This window comes from Guyparkeria sp. SCN-R1 (assembly GCF_003932495.1).
Lineage (GTDB): Bacteria > Pseudomonadota > Gammaproteobacteria > Halothiobacillales > Halothiobacillaceae > Guyparkeria.
Genome location: NZ_QZMT01000001.1, coordinates 155846 through 173690, shown reverse-complemented (window position 1 = coordinate 173690; position 17845 = coordinate 155846). Strand labels below are relative to the sequence as shown.

Here is a 17845-nt window from a genome sequence, read left to right as displayed (position 1 = left end):
CCCGCCGGCTCACTCCCCCTCGGGAAGGGCATGAATGCCCGGCAGGTTGCGAAAGTAGCCATGGTAATCCATGCCCTCGCCGAAGATGTAGCGATCGGGCACCGGGACGCCACAGAAATCCGCGGCTAGCCCCGGCACCTTGCGATCATGCTGCTTGTCGGTTGCCACTGCGATCCATACCCGGGCCGCACCCGCATCGAGGCACCATTCTCGCACCGCCGCCAGGGTATGCCCCTCGTCGAGGATATCGTCAACTAGCAACACCTCGCGACCGGCCAACTCGATGTCTGGCTGCGCGAGCCACTTGAGCGCCCCGCCGGTGGTCGCCCCTCGGTAGCGGGTGGCGTGCAGGTAGGAAAGCTCGAGCGGGAAATCCAATCGCGGCAGAAGTTGCCCGGCACTGATCAATCCGCCATTCATCACCGCAAGCACCACCGGCACTCGCCCGGCCAGTTGCTGGTTGACCTCCCCGGCCAGGCGCGCGTAAGCCGACTGCATTGCCTCGGCGCTCACCAGGCATTCACAGCGCGCCAGCAGCGCATCAAGCGCGTCGGACTGCTGGCGAAGGTTAGCGCTCACTTGCATGGCGTTCTCCGGTGGGCGGGGTTCAGGCACGGTCGGGAAAAAGGTCGGGCTCGTCCACGCCAAGCCGTTCGATCCACCGCAGTGCCTCGGCATAACGCGGCGAGTGGGTCAGCTTCGATTCGCTGGGCACCGGGCCATGGCCGAACATCCGGGCCAGACGCGCCTCACGCTGGGCGCTGGGCGCGAAGTCGAGTGATTTCTGTACCCGGTCGACCAGCTCGGGGTGATTGCAGACCAGCGCCATGTCCACCCCGGCGGCGAGGCACTGGGCCACGCGCTCCTCGATATCGCCCACGGCCGAGGCGGCCGCCATGGTCAGATCATCGCTGAACACCGCGCCCTCGTAGCCCCACTGCCCGCGCAGGATCTCGCGCACCCAGACCGGCGAGAACCCGGCCGGCCGAGCATCCACCTCCGGGTAGACCACGTGCGAGACCATCAGGCCGGGAATCAGCCGCTCGGCCATCGCCCGGAACGGACGCAGATCGGTCTTCTCGATGCTCGCCATAGAACGCGGGTCGACCGGGTGGGCGATGTGCGAATCGGCCGCCACCGCCCCATGCCCGGGGTAGTGCTTGCCTACGGCCGCCATGCCGGCATCCTGCATCCCGCCGGTCCAGGCGATCGCTAGCGCGATCACCGACTCGGGGCGTTCGTCGAAGGCCCGGTCACCGATTACCCCGCTGATGCCGCGGTCCAGGTCGAGGACCGGGGCGAAGCTCAGGTCCACCCCGACCTCGCGCAGCTGCACCGCCATCAACCAGCCCAGCGACCGGGCCGCCTCGAGGCCGGCCTGACGATCCTCGTCGAACAGATCACCCAGACGCCCCATTGCCGGCAAGGCAACAAAGCCATCACCCTTGAAACGCTGTACGCGCCCGCCTTCCTGGTCGACGGCAATCAGCAGGTGCGGCCGTCGCAGGGCGCGGATCTCGGCGATCAGTTCGGCAAGCGGCGCCCATCCCTCGAAATGACGGGCGAACAGGATCACCCCGCCCGTGGATGGATGTTGCAAACGACGCCGGTCTGCCGGAGTGATCTCCGGGCCGGCCAGATCGATCATCAGGGGGCCTAGTGCCGTCATACCGGTTTCCTTCCCTTGAACGGGTCAGTGTTCGTCCTGGTCGCGGACCTTGCGCAGGCGCCGGCTGCGACCATTGTTGCCCAGTAAGGCCCTCTCGGCGAGCGCGCCGAGGTAGACGTACAGACCCAGGGCGACCAGCAAGGCCGCGGCGGCGAAGACCATCAGGGTGGCGACCACCCCCTCGTCGGAATAGCCCATGGAGACCTTGAACATGGTCAACAGGCCTTCGATCAGGATCGCGACCAAGATGGCGGCGACAAAACGCGTCATCGTTCGTCTCACGGTACTGTGGCGATGGACATCCTTCTCCATCAGCACCTCTTCCTCGAACACCGTCTTGGCCAGATCGAAGATCGCCATTGCCAGTGTCAGGACAACGATCACCTCGAATGGCTTGAGTTGCAATTCGGAGGCCCAGCCGGGCTCCATCAGCGCATTAACGAGTTCACTCATGCTGCTGTAGAAGAGCACGCCGGCCACCAGCATCATCGCGGCCGCGAACAGACCGTACAGTGCCCGGAAGACGGGTTCGATGCGCCGGCGGAGGGTGTCGCCGAGCAGGAAGCTGATCATCGCCTCAAGGTCGACATCGATGACCAGATACCCCACCCGGCCCTGGTGTTCGATCTGCAGGGTCGCCGAGACGCACAGATCCCGCGAGGCCGAGGAGAGATAGGGCTCGGTCAGGTGGACATACTCCCCTTCCTCGAAGAACTTGAAGTACGGCCGCTGGCTTCGGTCGGTACCCTTGCCTCGCCCCATCGCCCGGTTGATATAGCCGGTCTCGTCAGCACCGTACTCGGCGACCTGCACCCCCTCCTCGTCCAGTAGGTAGACCAGGTCGACGAATGGATAGAGATCGATCAGCTTCTCGGTTACCGAATGCAGGGCCGCCTGGTCGGTGAGCAGACGCGGCTCGCCGATGCCGGTAATGATCGATTCGATCAGTTCGCGAATCGAGCGCGATTGCTCATGGTAGCGATCGATAGTGCTGATGTAGTTGGCCGAATGCATGATGTCCTTGGCTGGCAAAGAGAATGGGGTTGGGCGACGACCCAGGCGGGCAGTTTAACCCGAGCGGGCCGACCAAGTGAGGGACGGTCTGTCAGGAATTCGGCGCCTCTCCGCCTGCTCTGAACACGCACGGACTCCTTGGGCCGGCGTGGCATCGACTGGGTTCAGCCCTTCGTCGGCAAAAAAGAGGCGCCCGGGAGGGGCGCCCAGCAAGGAGGAGTCTAAGAGCACCAAACGGGGCACACCGGAACCGATGAAGGACGGCGTGTCGTGTTGGCAACCCACTAACAGCGAGAAGCATGCCAGCCGTTTGTGACACCCGGATGGCAGGGGGATAGCCGCATCGTGACGCGGTTTTCGGCCACCCGGCGGTCAGAGCATGGCGCAATACCAACAGCCCTACTGGCAAGCCATTGCCCCTTCGTGGTGCGACGGCCATTGCGACGCCCCAGCGTGGATCGCTGCTTAGCCGAGCTTGTTGGCGAAAAACTCGAGCGTCTTCGCCAGCGAATCGCGGTCAGCGGCCTTGTCGTAGGAAAGCGGCAGACCGAATTTCTCGGCCTTCTCGTCGGCGCCTGGGTTGGTGAAGGCATGACTGACCCCGGGGTAGCGGGTGACCTGCACCTCCGCACCGGCTTCCCGCATCGCCTGGGCGACACGCTCGACCTCCTGCGGCTCGGCCATCGGGTCGTCCTCACCGGTAAATATCCAGATGGGCGTGTCGATCGTCCCGGCGATCGGCGCCAGCCCGCTGATGCCGGCGTGGAACGTCGCCAGCGCGTCGTGATGAACTCCCTGGCGGGCCATGCTCAGGCCGACCGCGCCACCGAAGCAATAGCCGATCGCCGCGAGTCGTTGGGCATCGACGGCGTCATGGCGCTTGATCGCCTCGATCGCGAGCCGATAACGGGTTTTCAACCCCTCGAAATCCGCCAAGGCCTGATTCATCAGCTCGGTGGCCTCGCCCGCGTCTTCGGTGACGCGGCCCTCGCCGTAGAGGTCGATGGCGAAACCGACATAGCCGGCCTCGGCCATGTCACGGGTCCGCTTTTCCATGTAGGCGGTCCGCCCCCAGAACTCCGGCACCACCAAGACGACCGGCCGGGGGCCGGCGGCATTGGCATCGTAGGCGACCAGGCCCTTCATGGTCAGTTCATCCGAGCGGTACTCGAGCTCCTCGGTCTTGATTTCTGCGGCCATGAATCATCTCCTTGGGAACGTTGGTATCGGCACGATCGAGCCGACGCCTCGCCCCCGGGAGAGCCTGGGCAAGGCGTCGGCACAACAGGAAAGAGTCTTAGCAGCCGCCCGCAGCAAATGCAGGATCAGCCGACTGCCTCGGCGGCCGGCTCGGCTGGCCGGGCTGCCTTGGCGGCACGGGCGCGGCGTGCCGAGCGTTGGTCGATGGCCTGCTTGAAGGCCACCAGCAGCCCCAGGCCGATGAACGCCCCCGGGGGCATCAGCGCCAGCAGGAAGGTCATCTGCTCGGGGAGAACCCGCACGCCCCAGTCGATGGCGATCGGACCGAACAGCTGATCGGCACCATCAAGCAGGGTGCCGAAACCGATCAGTTCGCGCATCGCACCCAGCACCACCAGCACCAGGCCGAACCCCATCCCCATCATCAGGCCGTCGAACAGCGACACCCCGAAGCCGTGGCGCGAGGCAAAGCCCTCGGCCCGAGCGATGATGATGCAGTTGGTCACGATCAGCGGGATGAAGATGCCGAGCGTGTTGTAGAGCTCGTGAAAATGGGCGTTCATGGTCAACTCGATAATGGTGACCACCGAGGCAATCACCATCACGTAGACCGGCAGGCGCACCTCGGCTCGGACCCAGTCGCGGATCAGGGACACCACGCCATTCGAAACCAACAAGGTCACCAGCGTGGCGATCGCTAGCCCCAGCGCGTTGACCGTGGTGTTGGAAATCGCGAGCAACGGGCACAGGCCCAGCACCTGCACCAGCGCGGGGTTATTCTTCCACAGCCCGTCGAGGGCCAGTTCGGACAGGCGCGGGTCACTCATGCTCGTCTTCCTCGGCCGTTGTCGTCGGGGGCTGGTCGAACAGCAAATGGTGATGGCGGTCGACGTACTCCAGCACGTCCTTGACCGCCCCCACCACGGCGCGGGGCGAGACCGTCGCGCCGGTGAACTGGTCGAAAATACCGCCATCCTTCTTCACCGCCCAGTCGTCGGCCGGTGGATCACCCAGCCGACGCCCGGAAAAGCCCTGTATCCAGTCGGTCTTGTCGGCCTTGATCTTGTCACCCAGCCCCGGGGTCTCTCTCTGCTCGAGCACGCGCACGCCGGTGAGCTCGCCTTCGGCCGTGACGCCCACCAACAGCCGGATGTCACCACTGTAACCACGATGGGTAACCACCGGGATGGCCACGGCCACGACCTCGTCGTCCTGACGGGCGCGAAAACCCAGCTGGCCGGCGTTCATGGCCCGCTCGCGCGCCTCGACGGAGAGCGTCTCCAACCTCACCTCCCCCGCGTTCGCGTCGATTACCGGTGCTCCCAGCTCAAGAGCCTCGGGATCGGGCAACAGAAAGTCGTCCTCGGCCGGGTTGTTGTCGTGCACCTGCCCCTGCAACACCGCCATGATCTGGCCCAGCAGCACGGCCTGACGATTGAGCTCGATCTGGTCGGCGGTCTTCTGTTGGGTATAAGCGACAAAACCCACGCCCAGACCGAAGAACACGGCCAGCACCACCGAGGTGATCACCACGCGACGCAGTTCCAGGTTGATCACGTCAGCGACCCTCCGTGTCGACGTCGAGACGGGCCTTGCGACCGAAGACCGGCGGCTGGGTATAATAGTCGATCAGGGGCACAGCCAGATTCATCAGCAGAATGGCGAAGGCCACCCCGTCCGGGTAGTTGCCGAAACTGCGAATCAGCACGGCCAGCACGCCGATACCGAAACCGAACACCAACCGCCCGCGCGGGGTGGTCGAGGCGGTGACCGGGTCGGTGGCGACGAACAGCGCCCCGAAGATCACCCCACCGGTGACCAGGTGGAACAGCGGGTCGGCAAAACGCTCCGGATCGATCCCCCACAGCAACGAGGCGGTCAGCAGCACCCCGACCGCCATCGCGACCGGAATGTGCCAGCGGATCGCGCCGCGGTAGAGCATCCAGGCGCCGCCGGCGAGAAAGGCGAGATTCAGCCACAGCGACCAGGCACCGTCCTGCCAGATCGACGCCCCGGTGATGTCGCCGCCCTGCGTGACCACCATGCGCCACTGGTCCAGCGGGGTCGCCTGACTCAGCGCATCGAACGCGGTGGCGCCCGGCAGCACGCCGAGGAAGGTCCACTGGGCCGCCTCGGTCAGCGTCAGACTCGCCACGCCGCCCTCGACCGGCGCGCCCCAGCGCGTCATCGCCTCGGGGAAGGAAACCAGCAGCACGACGTAACCGACCATCGCCGGGTTGAACAGGTTGTAGCCGATGCCGCCGTAGAGCTGCTTGGCGACCACCACGGCAAAGACCGCGCCCACCACCGGCAACCACCAGGGGGCAAGGTTGGGCAGGCACAACGCGAGTATCCAGCCGGTGATCAACACCGAGCGGTCGGTCAGCGCCGGGCGAAATGGGCGGGCGCGCAGCCACAGCATCAGGGCCTCGGCCAGCCAGGCTGCTCCCACCGCCAGGGCCACGTTGAACAGCACGCCCCAGCCCAGCAGCCAGACCGCCGCGACCGTGCCGGGCACCAGGGCCCAGAGCACCACGGTCATCATGTCGGCCACGTTCGAGGGGGCCTCGACGTGCGGCGAGGTCTGGACCGGAAACTTCATGACGACCCTCCCGGTCGTTCGGTGGACTCATCCGACGGACATTCGGCTCCATCCGGCTCGTCCGTGGCACGCTCGCCTTGCTGCACCCGCGCCTTGCGCTCCTTGGCCCGGGCGCGGGCCGCCTCGATGCTCATCGAGGCCGCGGATTTGCCGTCGTCGGTCGAGGCCGTTGATGCCGCCCCGCTATTACCCTTGGCCTTTGCCGGGACACCACCCTCGTCGGCATCCTGTTTGGCCGCCGCCTTCTCCTGGGCGGCCTTGATCGCGGCCCGCTTTTTCGCCAGCGCGGCCTCCCGTTCGGCCTTTTGGCGCTCGATGCGCTCGTTGTGGAACTCGAAACGCCGGCGGGCATGCTCGGCCTTGGCGCGCTCGCGCTCTGCCGACCAGATCTCGGTCTTGGCGTGGCGGAAGTACTGCACCAGCGGGATGTGCGACGGGCAGACCGCCGAGCAGACACCGCATTCGATGCAATCGAACAGGTGGTAATCGTGGCTGCGCTCGAACTGCCGGGCGCGCGCATACCAGTAGAGTTGTTGGGGCAGCAGATCCGCCGGACAGGCTTCGGAACAGCGCGAGCAGCGGATGCAGGGCTGCGGCGGTGGTGTCGGGTCGCGATCGACCGGGCGCATGGCGAGCAGGCAGTTGGTTGCCTTGACCACCGGCACGGCGTCCTCGTGCAGGGCAAAGCCCATCATTGGCCCGCCCATCAGCAATCGATCGACACCCTCGGTGTAGCCGCCGGCCGCCTCGATCACCTCCGCCATCGGCGTGCCGACGCGCACCCGCAAATTGCGAGGCTCGACCACACCGCCGCCGGCGACGGTGACGACCCGCTCGGTCAGTGCGCGGCCTTCGACCACCGCATGCCAGCTGTTGGCCACGGTGCCGACGTTGAGGCACAGCAATTGGTAATCGGTGACGTGCCGATTGCGTGGCACCTCGATGCCAGTGAGCGTGCGGATCAGCTGCTTCTCGCCGCCGGCCGGGTAGATGCTCGGCACCACCTTGATCTCCAGGCGTCGCTCGTCTTCCTCGTCCGCCAGCCGGTCGATCACCGCCTGCAGGGCCTCGATCGCTTGTGGCTTGTTGTCCTCGACACCGATCAGGCAGCGCGAGGCACCAACGGCATGCAGCATCATCTGCGCGCCGCGCAGGATGGGCTCGGGCGACTCCTGCATCAATCGGTCATCGCAGGAAATGAAGGGTTCGCATTCCGCGCCGTTGAGCACGAGCGTCTCGACCCCGCCAGGGTTGGCGGTCGCCAGCTTCACTGCCGTGGGGAACACCGCTCCACCCAGCCCGACGATACCGGCCTCGCGCAGCCGTGCCCGAAGCTCCACCGGGCTCTTGTCCTGGTAATCGGGCCACGGGTCGAGCGGCTCGGCCTCGCGGTCCTCGCCGTCAGCGGCGAGCACGATGCTCTGCGCCGACAACCCGCCGGGATGCGGCAGGCCACGCGGCTCGATCGCCTGGATCACGCCCGAGGTGGGCGCATGGATGGCGGCGGAAATGAAGTCGTCCGGCCGGGCCAGCAACTGGCCGCGCCGGACGTGGTCGCCGACCGAGACGACCGGAATCGCCGGCGCGCCGATATGCATGTGCAGCGGCAGGACATACTCGTCGACCAAGGGCATCTCGCCGATCGGGCGATCGCAGGCCGGCGCCTTGTGGTACTCGAGATCCAGCCCGCCGTGAAACCCGTGCAGGCCCGGGGATATCGTGGCGCGCGCCTCAGGCATTGGCCAAGCCCTCGCTACGGGCGGCCGGGCCACGCGTGGGCACCGGGTGGGCGGATTCCGGCATCGGGAAGCGGTAGGCCTCGACGCCCTCCTCGATCGGCACCATGTCGATGCAGTCGACCGGGCAGGGCTCGACACAGAGCTCGCAGCCGGTGCACTCGTCCTCGATCACGGTGTGCATCTGCTTTGCCGCGCCAAGGATGGCATCGACCGGACAGGCCTGGATGCACTTGGTGCAGCCGATGCAGACCTCCTCGTCGATGATGGCGAGCGTCTTGACCTCCTGGACCTCGAGTTCGTCGTCGAGTGGCTTGAAATCCACCTCCAGCAGGTCGGCCAGGTTGCGGATGGTCGCCTCGCCGCCCGGCGGGCAGCGGTTGATGTCCGCCTCGCCCTTGGCCATCGCCTCGGCGTAGGGCTTGCAGCCGGGATAACCGCACTGGCCGCATTGCGTCTGCGGCAACAACTCGTCGATACGATCGGCGAGCGGGTTGCCCTCGACGCGGAAAAATTGCGCGGCCAGTCCCAGCAGGATCCCGAACAGGATCGCGATACCGACCGCCACCAGGATTGCGACCCACATCAGACGCTCACCATGCCGGCAAAACCCATGAAGCCCAGCGCCATCAGCCCGGCCGTGACCAGGGCGATCGGCACACCCTCGAAGGCCGCCGGCACGTCGGCGGCCGCCAGGCGCTCACGCAGAGCGGAGAACAGGATCAGCACCATCGAGAAGCCCACCGAGGCGCCGAAGCCGTACAGGGCCGACTCGATGAAACTGTTGGCTTCCTGGACGTTGAGCAGCGCCACGCCAAGCACCGCGCAGTTGGTGGTGATCAGCGGCAGGTAGATGCCCAGCACGTTGTGCAGCAACGGGCTGGTCTTGCGCACCATCATCTCGGTGAAGTTGACCACCACCGCGATCACCACGATGAACATGATCGTGCGCAGGTAACCGAGCCCCAGCGGCTCGAGCAGCCACGAATGCGTGACGTAGCTGGCGATCGCCGAAAGCGTGAGCACGAAGGTGGTCGCCAACGACATGCCGATGGCGGTCTCGACCTTGTTCGACACCCCAAGAAACGGGCACAGGCCGAGGAACTTAACCAGCACGAAGTTGTTGACCAGGATGGTGCTGATCAGGATGAGGATGTATTCCGTCAAGGCCACCTACCGGAGTGATGCGAAACCGCTGCGCGCGAATGGTAGCAAGGAAGTACCGGCGCCGACGAACCGGTATGTTCAATCATACCATTCGCCACATTCAACCCCGGACGCGCCAGCCGGCCGACGTGGTGACCGCAATCAGGAATCGATGACCGGCCACTCGAACGCCGCGTCGGCCTTCCTGAGCCGTTCGATCCACTCGGCGTGTGCATTGGCTGCCTCGGCCTCGGGGGCAATCACCCGCAGCCGCGGCCGATCGCGGCGGATCGTGCCAAGCGCCGCCTGTCCCCCGGTCGCCGTCTCGGCCGGGTTATCGAAAGACAGATCCCACTGCCCGCCGGTGAGGGCCAGGTAGACGTCGGCGAGGATCTCGGAGTCGAGCAAGGCGCCGTGGAGCGTGCGGTCGGAATTGTCGATCTGGTAGCGACGGCACAGGGCATCGAGGCTGTTGCGCTGCCCCGGGTGCTTGTGCCGGGCGATGGCCAGCGAGTCGGTGACCAGATCGACGTGCTCGGACAACGGCGGGAAGCCGGCGCGCTTGAGCTCGGCATCGAGGAAACCGACGTCGAACGCCGCATTGTGGATGATCAGCTCCGCGCCGCGGACGTAATCGAGGAATTCCTCGGCCACCTCGGCGAAACGCGGCTTGTTCTCCAGGAAATCGTTCGACAGACCGTGCACGGCGAAGGCACCCGCATCCACCACGCGCTCGGGGTTGAGGTACTGGTGGTAGTTGCGGTGCGTCAGGCGCCGCTCGACCAGCTCGACCGCGCCGATCTCGATCACCCGGTGGCCCTCTTCAACCGGCATGCCGGTGGTCTCGGTATCCAGAACGATCTGTCGCAGGGTCATGCCTTGTTCTCGCGTTGTGCTCGTTGGTACTGGTTCAGCCAGCGCTCGAGCGCGCTGGCGAAGGCCTGTTTGTCCCGGGCGTGCAACGGTGCCGGCCCGCCGGTGGCGATTCCGCTTTCCCGCAGCGTCTGCATGAACTCGCGCTGGACCTGACGGCCGCGGATGGACTCGTTGGAAAACACCTCGCCACGCGGCCCGATCACCGCGGCGCCCTTGGCCAGTGCCTCGGCGGCCAGTTCGATATCCGCCGAGATCACGAGATCCCCGGGCTCGGCCGCCTCGACGATGGCATTGTCCGCGACATCGAACCCCGGTGCCACCTGCATGAAGCGCACGCGTTTCGAGCGCGGCACGGCGATGGCGTGATTGGCCACCAGCACCACGTCCACGCCGACGCGATCGGCGGCGCGGAACAGCATCTGCTTGATGGGGACGGGGCAGGCGTCGGCGTCGACCCAGATGGTCATGTGGTTTTCCGTGGTGTGATGAGGTGGGAAGTTTCGCATGCGGGTGCGTGGTACCGAACCCGCAATCGACCAAACGGCGTAGAGGTGTTTCGCACGCCGGTCACGCGGAGCAGCCCGGATTGGCCGCCGGGCACGGCGCGCGATTCGATTTTCTTGCTTGTCCAAGAAAACCGACGAAAAGAAGACACCCCGGTGCCTTGGCCCTCCGGGCCTGATCGCCGCGGATGCGATCCGCGACGATCAGCCTCGCGAGCGAGTGATTGCGGACGGGTCGGTTCGACGCGACGTCCTGTCGCGGCGAACCTCTGGCCGGCGTCCATGCCGGCCAGACCCTGCAACCCCTCGCTCGCGAGGCAAGGCACAAGGGGACTCGCCCCTTCGATCAAACCAAGAACACACCTTCAGACCAGCGGTTCCCTCGCGGTTTGAGCCACGCCAACTGATAGCCGGGAGCCAGATCCCCCTTGCGTCCTGCCTCACGGCCGGTGGGTGGCTTCGAGGCCGGACTCCGTCCGGGCTCGAAGGCCCGCAGGGCCAGGACGCCGGGGTGTCCTTCTTTTAGTTCCTTTTCTTGGACAAGCAAGAAAAGGAACTCGCGCTCCCGAGCAAGGCGGCTCGGTCAGAACCACCTCCATGAAACAGGCGTGCGAAAAACATCCAGATTGGACTACCAACAGGATCAGGACGCCGACTCGTCCCTCATCTCCCGTTTCAACCACTGCCCCACATCCCCAGCCAACCCGATCCGGCGCGCGAACCGATCATACGCAACCAGAACGGCAAACAGGGTCAGCAGGGTAACCGACGCCAGGCCGGCGAGGTCATTGCTATGATGCCGCGTCATTCGAGCAAACGACGTTATCCGAGGCCCCCGATGCATGTGGACGTGGTAATAATTGGCGCGGGCGCGGCCGGACTGATGTGTGCGGCGGCGGCGGGCTATCGCGGCCGCCGGGTGCTGGTGCTCGACCACGCCCGCAAGGCAGGGCAGAAGATCCTGATGTCCGGCGGTGGACGCTGCAATTTCACCAATCTCAACAGCACCCCGAATCAGTTCCTCTCCGCCAACCCGCGCTTCTGCATTTCCGCGCTCAAGCGCTACCCGCCGCAGGCCTTCCTCGAGCTGGTCGAGCGCCATGGCATCGAGCACGTGGAAAAGGCCGCCGGGCAGTTGTTCTGCGCCGGCAAGGCGAAAGAGATCGTCGACATGCTGCTCACCGAGTGCGAATGGGCCGGCGTCGATGTGCAAATGAAGACACCCGTCGACGCGATCGAGGCAATCGACGGTGGCTACCGGGTCGCTACTGAAGGCGACACGATCACGACCGAATCGCTGGTGATCGCGACCGGCGGACTCTCCATTCCGACCATGGGCGCGACCCCGTTCGGCTACGAGATCGCCCGTCAGTTCGGCATCGAGATTCTGCCCACGCGCGCCGGGCTGGTGCCCTTCACCCTGCACCCCGACCTCAAGGAACGCCTCGCCCCGTTGGCCGGCATCAGCGTTCCCGTCGCGGCGACGGCCAACGGAATGCGCTTCGAGGAGCCGATGCTGTTCACCCACCGCGGCCTGTCCGGGCCGGCCATGTTGCAGATCTCGAGCTTCTGGCAACCCGGCGAGCCCCTGGTCATCGACCTGCTGCCCGGGCACGACGCGGCCACGGATCTCGCCGAACGCCGTGCGAATCGACCGCAGGGCACCGTGTTGCAGTACCTCGACGAGCACCTCCCAAGGCGCCTTGGACGCGTGCTCTGTGAGTGGCACGACTGGTCTCGCCCGCTGCAGGAGTATTCCCGCGGCGACCTGACAGCGGTCGCGAACCGCTTGCATCACTGGACCGTCCACCCGGCCGGCACGGAGGGCTACCGGACGGCCGAGGTCACCCTAGGTGGCGTCGACACGCGGGAATTGTCCTCGCAGACCATGGAAGCCCAGCGGCAACCGGGTCTATTCTTTATCGGCGAGGTGGTCGACGTGACCGGCCACCTCGGTGGGCACAATTTCCAGTGGGCCTGGGCCTCGGGCGTGGCCGCCGGCCAAGCAGTCTGATCCGGCGGTTTGACCCGTCCCACCCCTGATCCGGAGCCGACATGGACGGTCTAACCTCACAGTTCCTGCAGGACAACCAGACGCTGGCGCTGCTGGCCGTCGCCCTGCTGCTCGGCGCGCTGATTGGCCTGGAGCGCGGCTGGTCGACCCGTCAGCAGGAACCGGGCGAGCGCATCGCCGGCATCCGTACCCACAGCCTGGTGGGGCTGTTGGGCGGGCTGGCCGCCCTGCTCTCCGAGACGCTGACCGGCTGGGCCTTTCCCACCCTGCTGATCGCCGTGGCCGCCATTGCGCTGGTTGCCTGGCGCACCCGCGCGCAGAGCGTGCGCAACTTCAGCATCACGGGCAGCGTCGGCCTGCTGATCACCTTCTGCCTCGGGGCGATCGCCGTGGGCGTCGATGTGGTGATCGCCACCGCCGCGGCGGTGGTCACGGCGATGATCCTCGACAACAAGGACGAGATCCACGGGCTGTTGCACAAGCTCGAGGCGCGCGAACTGGACGCCGCCTTGAAGCTTTTGTTGATCAGCGTGGTGATGTTGCCGCTGCTGCCCAACGAGCCGCTGGGCCCGGGTGGCGCCCTCAATCCCTACCAGATCTGGTGGATGGTGGTGCTGATCGCCTCGATCTCGTTCGTCGGTTACTTCGCCATCCGCGTCGGCGGCGCCGAGAAGGGCATCCTGTTCACCAGCCTGTTCGCCGGGTTGAGCTCCTCGACCGCCCTGACCCTGCAGTTTGCCCGGCAATCGCAACAGACGCCGGGGCTGGGACCGATGTTGGCGGTGGGCATCCTGATCGCCTGCGGCACGATGTTTCCGCGAGTGCTGCTGGTCGCCACCGCCGTCCACCCGCCGATCTTCCGCGAACTGCTTTGGCCGCTGGTCGTCATGACGGTACTGCTCTACGGCCCCGCCATCTGGATGTGGCGCCGGGCTCGCAACGCCGATTCGGTCAAGCGCCCGGAGCTGAAGCAGAATCCGCTCGACCTGACCTCGGCCCTGCTGTTCGGCGCGCTGCTCACGGCCATCATGCTCGCCGGCGAATGGCTGCGCGAGTGGCTGGGCAGCACCGGCATCTACCTGCTGGCCGCCTCGTCGGGCGTGGCCGACGTCGATGCGATCAACCTCTCGCTGACCCGCATGGCCCGTGAATCGATCACGCTCGAGACCGCCGTGATGGGCATCATCATCGCCTCGGCAGTCAACAACCTGGTCAAGACGGGCATCGCCGGGGCCATTGGCACCCGCCAGCTCGGCCTGCACGTCGCCGGTCCGATGATCCTCTCCGTGGCCGCCGGGCTCGTGACCGCCTGGCTGATCTGATAACCGCTTCGAGCGGGACCCGCCGCGCACCAGCGGAGCGATTGCCCGCTATCTGCCGGTCTCAGTTGTGGGGGCGGTGGAAGATGCCCGCCAGTTTCTGGCCGCGCAGGTTCTGGCACACCCAGCGATAGAGCGGGTAGCCCACCACCGAAAACACGACGCCGAAGAACGCCGCAAAAACGGGAAAGAACAGGAAATTCCCCAGATAGTTGTCGAAGCGTTCCATCTGAACCAGTCCCGTCACGCCCAGCACGAACAGGATTCCCGCCCAGGACACGCCGCCAACCAGCCCCACCAGCCCGGTCAGCTTGATCAGGGAAAACAGGTTCAACTGCACCGCACAATATTGATACGTGTGATCCGTCACGACGCTCGACTCCTTTCGATCATTGATAAGCAATCGCAATATCGCGCGTCCCCGCTGACGAGGCAAGAACGGACGGGGCCGTGACGACCTCACGCCATGGCAGTCGGCTGCGCGTGTGGCAGCCTCTCAACCCACCCCGCCTGCCAGTCGACGTGCGATGGCCTTGTAGACCTCCATCAGCGCGAACGAGCCGACCCCGACCGCGAGGATCAACAGGCCATCGGCCAGCGGCACGGCCTCGGTGGCGAACACCCCCTGCATGGCCGGCAGATAGGTCACCAGCAGCTGGGCGAGCGTGACGACGATTACCGCCAGCCAGACCGGACGGGTGCCGCGGATCAGATCGAGGCTGAGCGACGAGCCGTGCAGGTTGCGGATGAAGAACAGCTGGAATATCTCGAGCACCACCAGGGTGTTCATTGCCATGGTACGGGCCAGTTCCAGCGAATACCCCTGTGCGATTGCGTAGTTGTAGACGCCGAAGACCGCCGCAAGAAAGACCAGCGCCACCAGCGCGATATAGATCAGCCAGCCGCCGGTGAGAACCGGCTCGTCGCGCGGCCGTGGCGGGCGACTCATCACGCTGGATTCGCTGGGCTCGAACGCGAGCGCAAGCCCGAGCGTGGTCGCGGTGACCAGGTTGATCCAGAGGATCTGGATGGGTGTCACCGGCAGGGTGAGGCCTGCCAGCAGGGCCACGATGATGGTCAGGGCCTCGCCGGCATTGGTCGGCAGGGTCCAGCTGATCACCTTCTTGATGTTGTCGTAGACGGTCCGTCCCTCGCGGACCGCCGCCACGATCGAGGCGAAATTGTCGTCGACCAGCACCAGGTCGGCGGCCTCCTTGGCCGCCTCGCTGCCCTTGCGCCCCATGGCAATGCCGGCATCGGCACGCTTGAGCGCCGGGGCATCGTTCACCCCGTCGCCGGTCATCGCCACGCTCTGGCCGAGTGCCTGCAGCGCCTTAACCAGACGCAGCTTGTGCTCGGGGCTGGTGCGCGCGAACACGTCGACGTCGGTTACGCATTCAGTCAGTTCGTCATCCGAGAGGTGCTCGATCTCCGCGCCGGTCAGCGAGCGATCCGGTCGCTCCAGCCCGACCCGGGCAGCGATCGCGCGGGCCGTGCCGGCGTGATCGCCGGTGATCATCTTGACGCGAATGCCGGCCCGCCGGCATTCGGCCACCGCCTCGATCGCCTCGGGGCGGGGCGGGTCGGACAACCCCACCAGCCCCAGTAGTATCAGCCCATCACCCACCTCGGACCGCTCGAGCACGGTCTGGGCCGGTTCGACCGGACGATAGGCCAGGGCGAGCACCCGCTGACCTTCGCCGGCCAGCGCCTCGGCCTGCTCGGCCCAGAACGCTTGGTCCAGTGGACCGGCCTCGTCCCCGCCGGCATCCTGCCGATCGCACATGGCCAGCACGGCCTCGGGGGCGCCTTTGACCGAGATGGCCGCATGGCCCTCGTGATCGTGGTCGAGGGTGGCCATGAAGCGATGTGCCGCGTCGAAGGGGATCGCGTCATTGCGCCGCCAACGCGCCCGTTCCTCGGCGAGATCCAGCCCGGCCCGACCGGCCATCGCCAGCAAGGCGCCTTCCATGGGGTCGCCCTCGACCCGCCAGCTGCCCTCCTCGCTGCGCAGGTGGGCGTCATTGCACAGCAACGCCGTGCGTGCGAGTCGGCCGAATGACACCGGTGTCGACGGGCCGGCCGGCTGGCCATCGAGAAACAGCTCGCCGCTGGTCGAATATCCCTCGCCGGTGATCGTCAAGGTCGCCTCGGCGAGCGCGACCTCGGAGACCGCCATTTCGTTGCGGGTCAGCGTGCCGGTCTTGTCGGTACAGATCACGGAGACCGAGCCGATCGTCTCGATGGCCGGCAGGCGCCGGACGATCGCCTGCCGACGGGCCATCGCCTGCACGCCCACGGCTAGGGTAATGCTCAGTACGGCCGGCAGGCCTTCGGGGATGGCCGCCACGAACAGCGAGACCACGACCATGAAGGTCTCCTCGAAGGCCATTCCCCGCCAGAAGACGCCCAGCGCGAGGATCACGCCGGCACCCAGGAGAATCACGGCCGTCAGCCAACGACCGAAACGGTTCATCTGCTCGAGCAGTGGCGTGGTCAGGATCTCGACGCCCGCGATCAGCCCGGAGATCCGGCCCAGTTCGCTGTGTATTCCGGTGGCCGTGACTACGCCGCGGGCCGCCCCACGGGTCACCAGGGTGCCGCTGTAGGCCATCGAGCGACGGTCGCCAAGTGGGACCTCGGTCTCGACCGCCTCGACCACCTTTTCCTCGGCGAGTGATTCGCCCGTCAATACCGCCTCGTCGACCTGCAGGTCATGGACCTCGAGCAGACGCAGGTCGGCCGGCACCCGGTCACCGGCCTCCAACAGGACGATGTCACCCGGCACCAGTTCATCGCCCGGGATCGCCTGGCGTTGACCGTCGCGCACAACGGCCGCCTTGAGGGCCAGCATGTGACGGATGGCGTCCATCGCTTGCTCGGCACGGCCTTCCTGGATGAACCCGATCAGTGCATTGGCCAGCACCACCGCCACGATGACGGCAGTATCGATACCGTGGCCCAGCAAGGCCGTCACGGTCGCCGCGCCCAGCAGGACGTAGATGAGGATGTTGTGGAACTGGCGCAGCAGGCGCCGCCAGGCAGGCGGCCGAGGGGCCTCGGGCAGGCGATTGGCGCCGAAGCGCTCGCGGCGCTCGGTCACCTCGGCGGCCGTCAAGCCGTCGGGACGAGTCTCAAGACCCGCCAATACCGAGTCGGCCGACTCCGCATGCCAGTGCCGGCTGGATGGGGACTCCTCGCTCATATCGGCCCTCCTTCGCTGGTGCGCACAACACCAATCGTCTTAGAGAGTATTACCGCGATCGTTCAAGAGCGCGACGCGGTTTTCAGCCGGCGGCCGCCTCGTCCATCGCCCGGTTGGCGAGCTGGTCGGCGCGCTCGTTCTCCGGGTGCCCGACATGACCGCGAGTCCAATGCCAATGAACATGGTGTCGACCGGCCGCGTGCTCGAGACGCTTCCAGAGATCGGCGTTCTTGACCGGCTTGCCGGCAGCCGTGCGCCAGTTGCGCCGCCGCCAGTTGTGGATCCACTCGGTGATGCCCTGGCGCACGTATTGCGAATCGGTGGTCAGGTGCACCTCGCAGGGCTCCTTGAGGGCCTCGAGTGCCTCGATCGCCGCGGTCAGTTCCATGCGGTTGTTGGTGGTCTCGGTATCCGCACCCCAGAGATCGCGCTCGTGCTCGCCGAAGCGCAGCACCGCCCCCCAGCCTCCGGGACCGGGATTGCCGCGGCAACCGCCGTCGGTCCAGGCGTGTACCACCTTGCGGCTTGTCGGGGTGTCGTTCGAGGCATGATCCATGGTGA

The 17845-nt window shown here is 66.2% G+C and carries 17 protein-coding genes; 2 read left to right on the top strand and 15 right to left on the bottom strand.

What is annotated here, in order from left to right; all coding sequences use genetic code 11:
* Nucleotides 1-9: 9 nt before the first annotated feature.
* The 12 genes from D5687_RS00800 to D5687_RS00745 all read right to left on the bottom strand — a co-directional run bounded on the left by D5687_RS00800 (nucleotide 10) and on the right by D5687_RS00745 (nucleotide 10710).
* On the bottom strand, nucleotides 10-585 hold the full coding sequence (locus D5687_RS00800; protein WP_125197848.1) for a hypoxanthine-guanine phosphoribosyltransferase: 576 nt from the start codon (nucleotides 583-585) through the stop codon (nucleotides 10-12).
* A 22-nt stretch (nucleotides 586-607) separates the two neighbouring features.
* Complete coding sequence (gene nagZ, locus D5687_RS00795; protein ID WP_125197847.1) at nucleotides 608-1669, bottom strand: beta-N-acetylhexosaminidase; 1062 nt, start codon at nucleotides 1667-1669, stop codon at nucleotides 608-610.
* A gap of 24 nt (nucleotides 1670-1693) precedes the next feature.
* On the bottom strand, nucleotides 1694-2683 hold the full coding sequence (locus D5687_RS00790; protein ID WP_125197846.1) for a PDC sensor domain-containing protein: 990 nt from the start codon (nucleotides 2681-2683) through the stop codon (nucleotides 1694-1696).
* 465 nt (nucleotides 2684-3148) lie between these two features.
* Entirely contained in the window at nucleotides 3149-3883 is a 735-nt protein-coding gene (locus D5687_RS00785; protein ID WP_125197845.1) for a dienelactone hydrolase family protein, read from the bottom strand.
* 125 nt (nucleotides 3884-4008) lie between these two features.
* The gene (locus tag D5687_RS00780; protein WP_125197844.1) at nucleotides 4009-4710 is read right to left on the bottom strand and encodes an electron transport complex subunit E; all 702 of its coding nucleotides are present in this window, start codon (nucleotides 4708-4710) and stop codon (nucleotides 4009-4011) included.
* On the bottom strand, nucleotides 4703-5440 hold the full coding sequence (locus tag D5687_RS00775; protein ID WP_158611701.1) for an RnfABCDGE type electron transport complex subunit G: 738 nt from the start codon (nucleotides 5438-5440) through the stop codon (nucleotides 4703-4705). Before D5687_RS00775 ends, D5687_RS00780 begins: the two co-directional genes overlap by 8 nt.
* A gap of 1 nt (nucleotide 5441) precedes the next feature.
* On the bottom strand, nucleotides 5442-6485 hold the full coding sequence (locus tag D5687_RS00770) for an RnfABCDGE type electron transport complex subunit D (protein ID WP_125197842.1): 1044 nt from the start codon (nucleotides 6483-6485) through the stop codon (nucleotides 5442-5444).
* Complete coding sequence (rsxC, locus tag D5687_RS00765; RefSeq protein WP_125197841.1) at nucleotides 6482-8224, bottom strand: electron transport complex subunit RsxC; 1743 nt, start codon at nucleotides 8222-8224, stop codon at nucleotides 6482-6484. Before rsxC ends, D5687_RS00770 begins: the two co-directional genes overlap by 4 nt.
* Nucleotides 8217-8807, bottom strand: coding sequence for an electron transport complex subunit RsxB (gene rsxB / locus D5687_RS00760; protein WP_125197840.1), 591 nt, complete (start codon nucleotides 8805-8807; stop codon nucleotides 8217-8219). Before rsxB ends, rsxC begins: the two co-directional genes overlap by 8 nt.
* On the bottom strand, nucleotides 8807-9388 hold the full coding sequence (gene rsxA / locus D5687_RS00755) for an electron transport complex subunit RsxA (protein WP_125197839.1): 582 nt from the start codon (nucleotides 9386-9388) through the stop codon (nucleotides 8807-8809). Before rsxA ends, rsxB begins: the two co-directional genes overlap by 1 nt.
* A 141-nt stretch (nucleotides 9389-9529) precedes the next feature.
* A complete protein-coding gene (gene dnaQ / locus D5687_RS00750) occupies nucleotides 9530-10237 on the bottom strand; it encodes a DNA polymerase III subunit epsilon (protein ID WP_204742101.1) in 708 nt (235 codons plus the stop codon).
* A 2-nt stretch (nucleotides 10238-10239) separates the two neighbouring features.
* Nucleotides 10240-10710, bottom strand: coding sequence for a YaiI/YqxD family protein (locus D5687_RS00745; protein WP_125197837.1), 471 nt, complete (start codon nucleotides 10708-10710; stop codon nucleotides 10240-10242).
* Between the two features lie 874 nt (nucleotides 10711-11584).
* On the opposite strand from D5687_RS00745, the gene D5687_RS00740 reads away from it, so the two are divergent.
* Nucleotides 11585-12760: an NAD(P)/FAD-dependent oxidoreductase gene (locus D5687_RS00740; protein ID WP_125197836.1), complete on the top strand. Its 1176-nt coding sequence runs from the start codon at nucleotides 11585-11587 to the stop codon at nucleotides 12758-12760.
* A gap of 41 nt (nucleotides 12761-12801) precedes the next feature.
* Nucleotides 12802-14082, top strand: coding sequence for a DUF4010 domain-containing protein (locus D5687_RS00735; protein WP_125197835.1), 1281 nt, complete (start codon nucleotides 12802-12804; stop codon nucleotides 14080-14082).
* A gap of 61 nt (nucleotides 14083-14143) precedes the next feature.
* On the opposite strand, the gene D5687_RS00730 is transcribed toward D5687_RS00735, so the two are convergent.
* The 3 genes from D5687_RS00730 to rnhA form a co-directional block, all read right to left on the bottom strand.
* Entirely contained in the window at nucleotides 14144-14449 is a 306-nt protein-coding gene (locus tag D5687_RS00730; RefSeq protein ID WP_125197834.1) for a hypothetical protein, read from the bottom strand.
* Between the two features lie 126 nt (nucleotides 14450-14575).
* Nucleotides 14576-17284 (bottom strand): cation-transporting P-type ATPase, encoded by a 2709-nt coding sequence (locus D5687_RS00725; RefSeq protein ID WP_125197833.1) that lies wholly within the window; start codon nucleotides 17282-17284, stop codon nucleotides 14576-14578.
* An 82-nt stretch (nucleotides 17285-17366) separates the two neighbouring features.
* Nucleotides 17367-17840: a ribonuclease HI gene (rnhA, locus tag D5687_RS00720; RefSeq protein WP_125197832.1), complete on the bottom strand. Its 474-nt coding sequence runs from the start codon at nucleotides 17838-17840 to the stop codon at nucleotides 17367-17369.
* Between the last annotated feature and the right edge of the window lie 5 nt (nucleotides 17841-17845).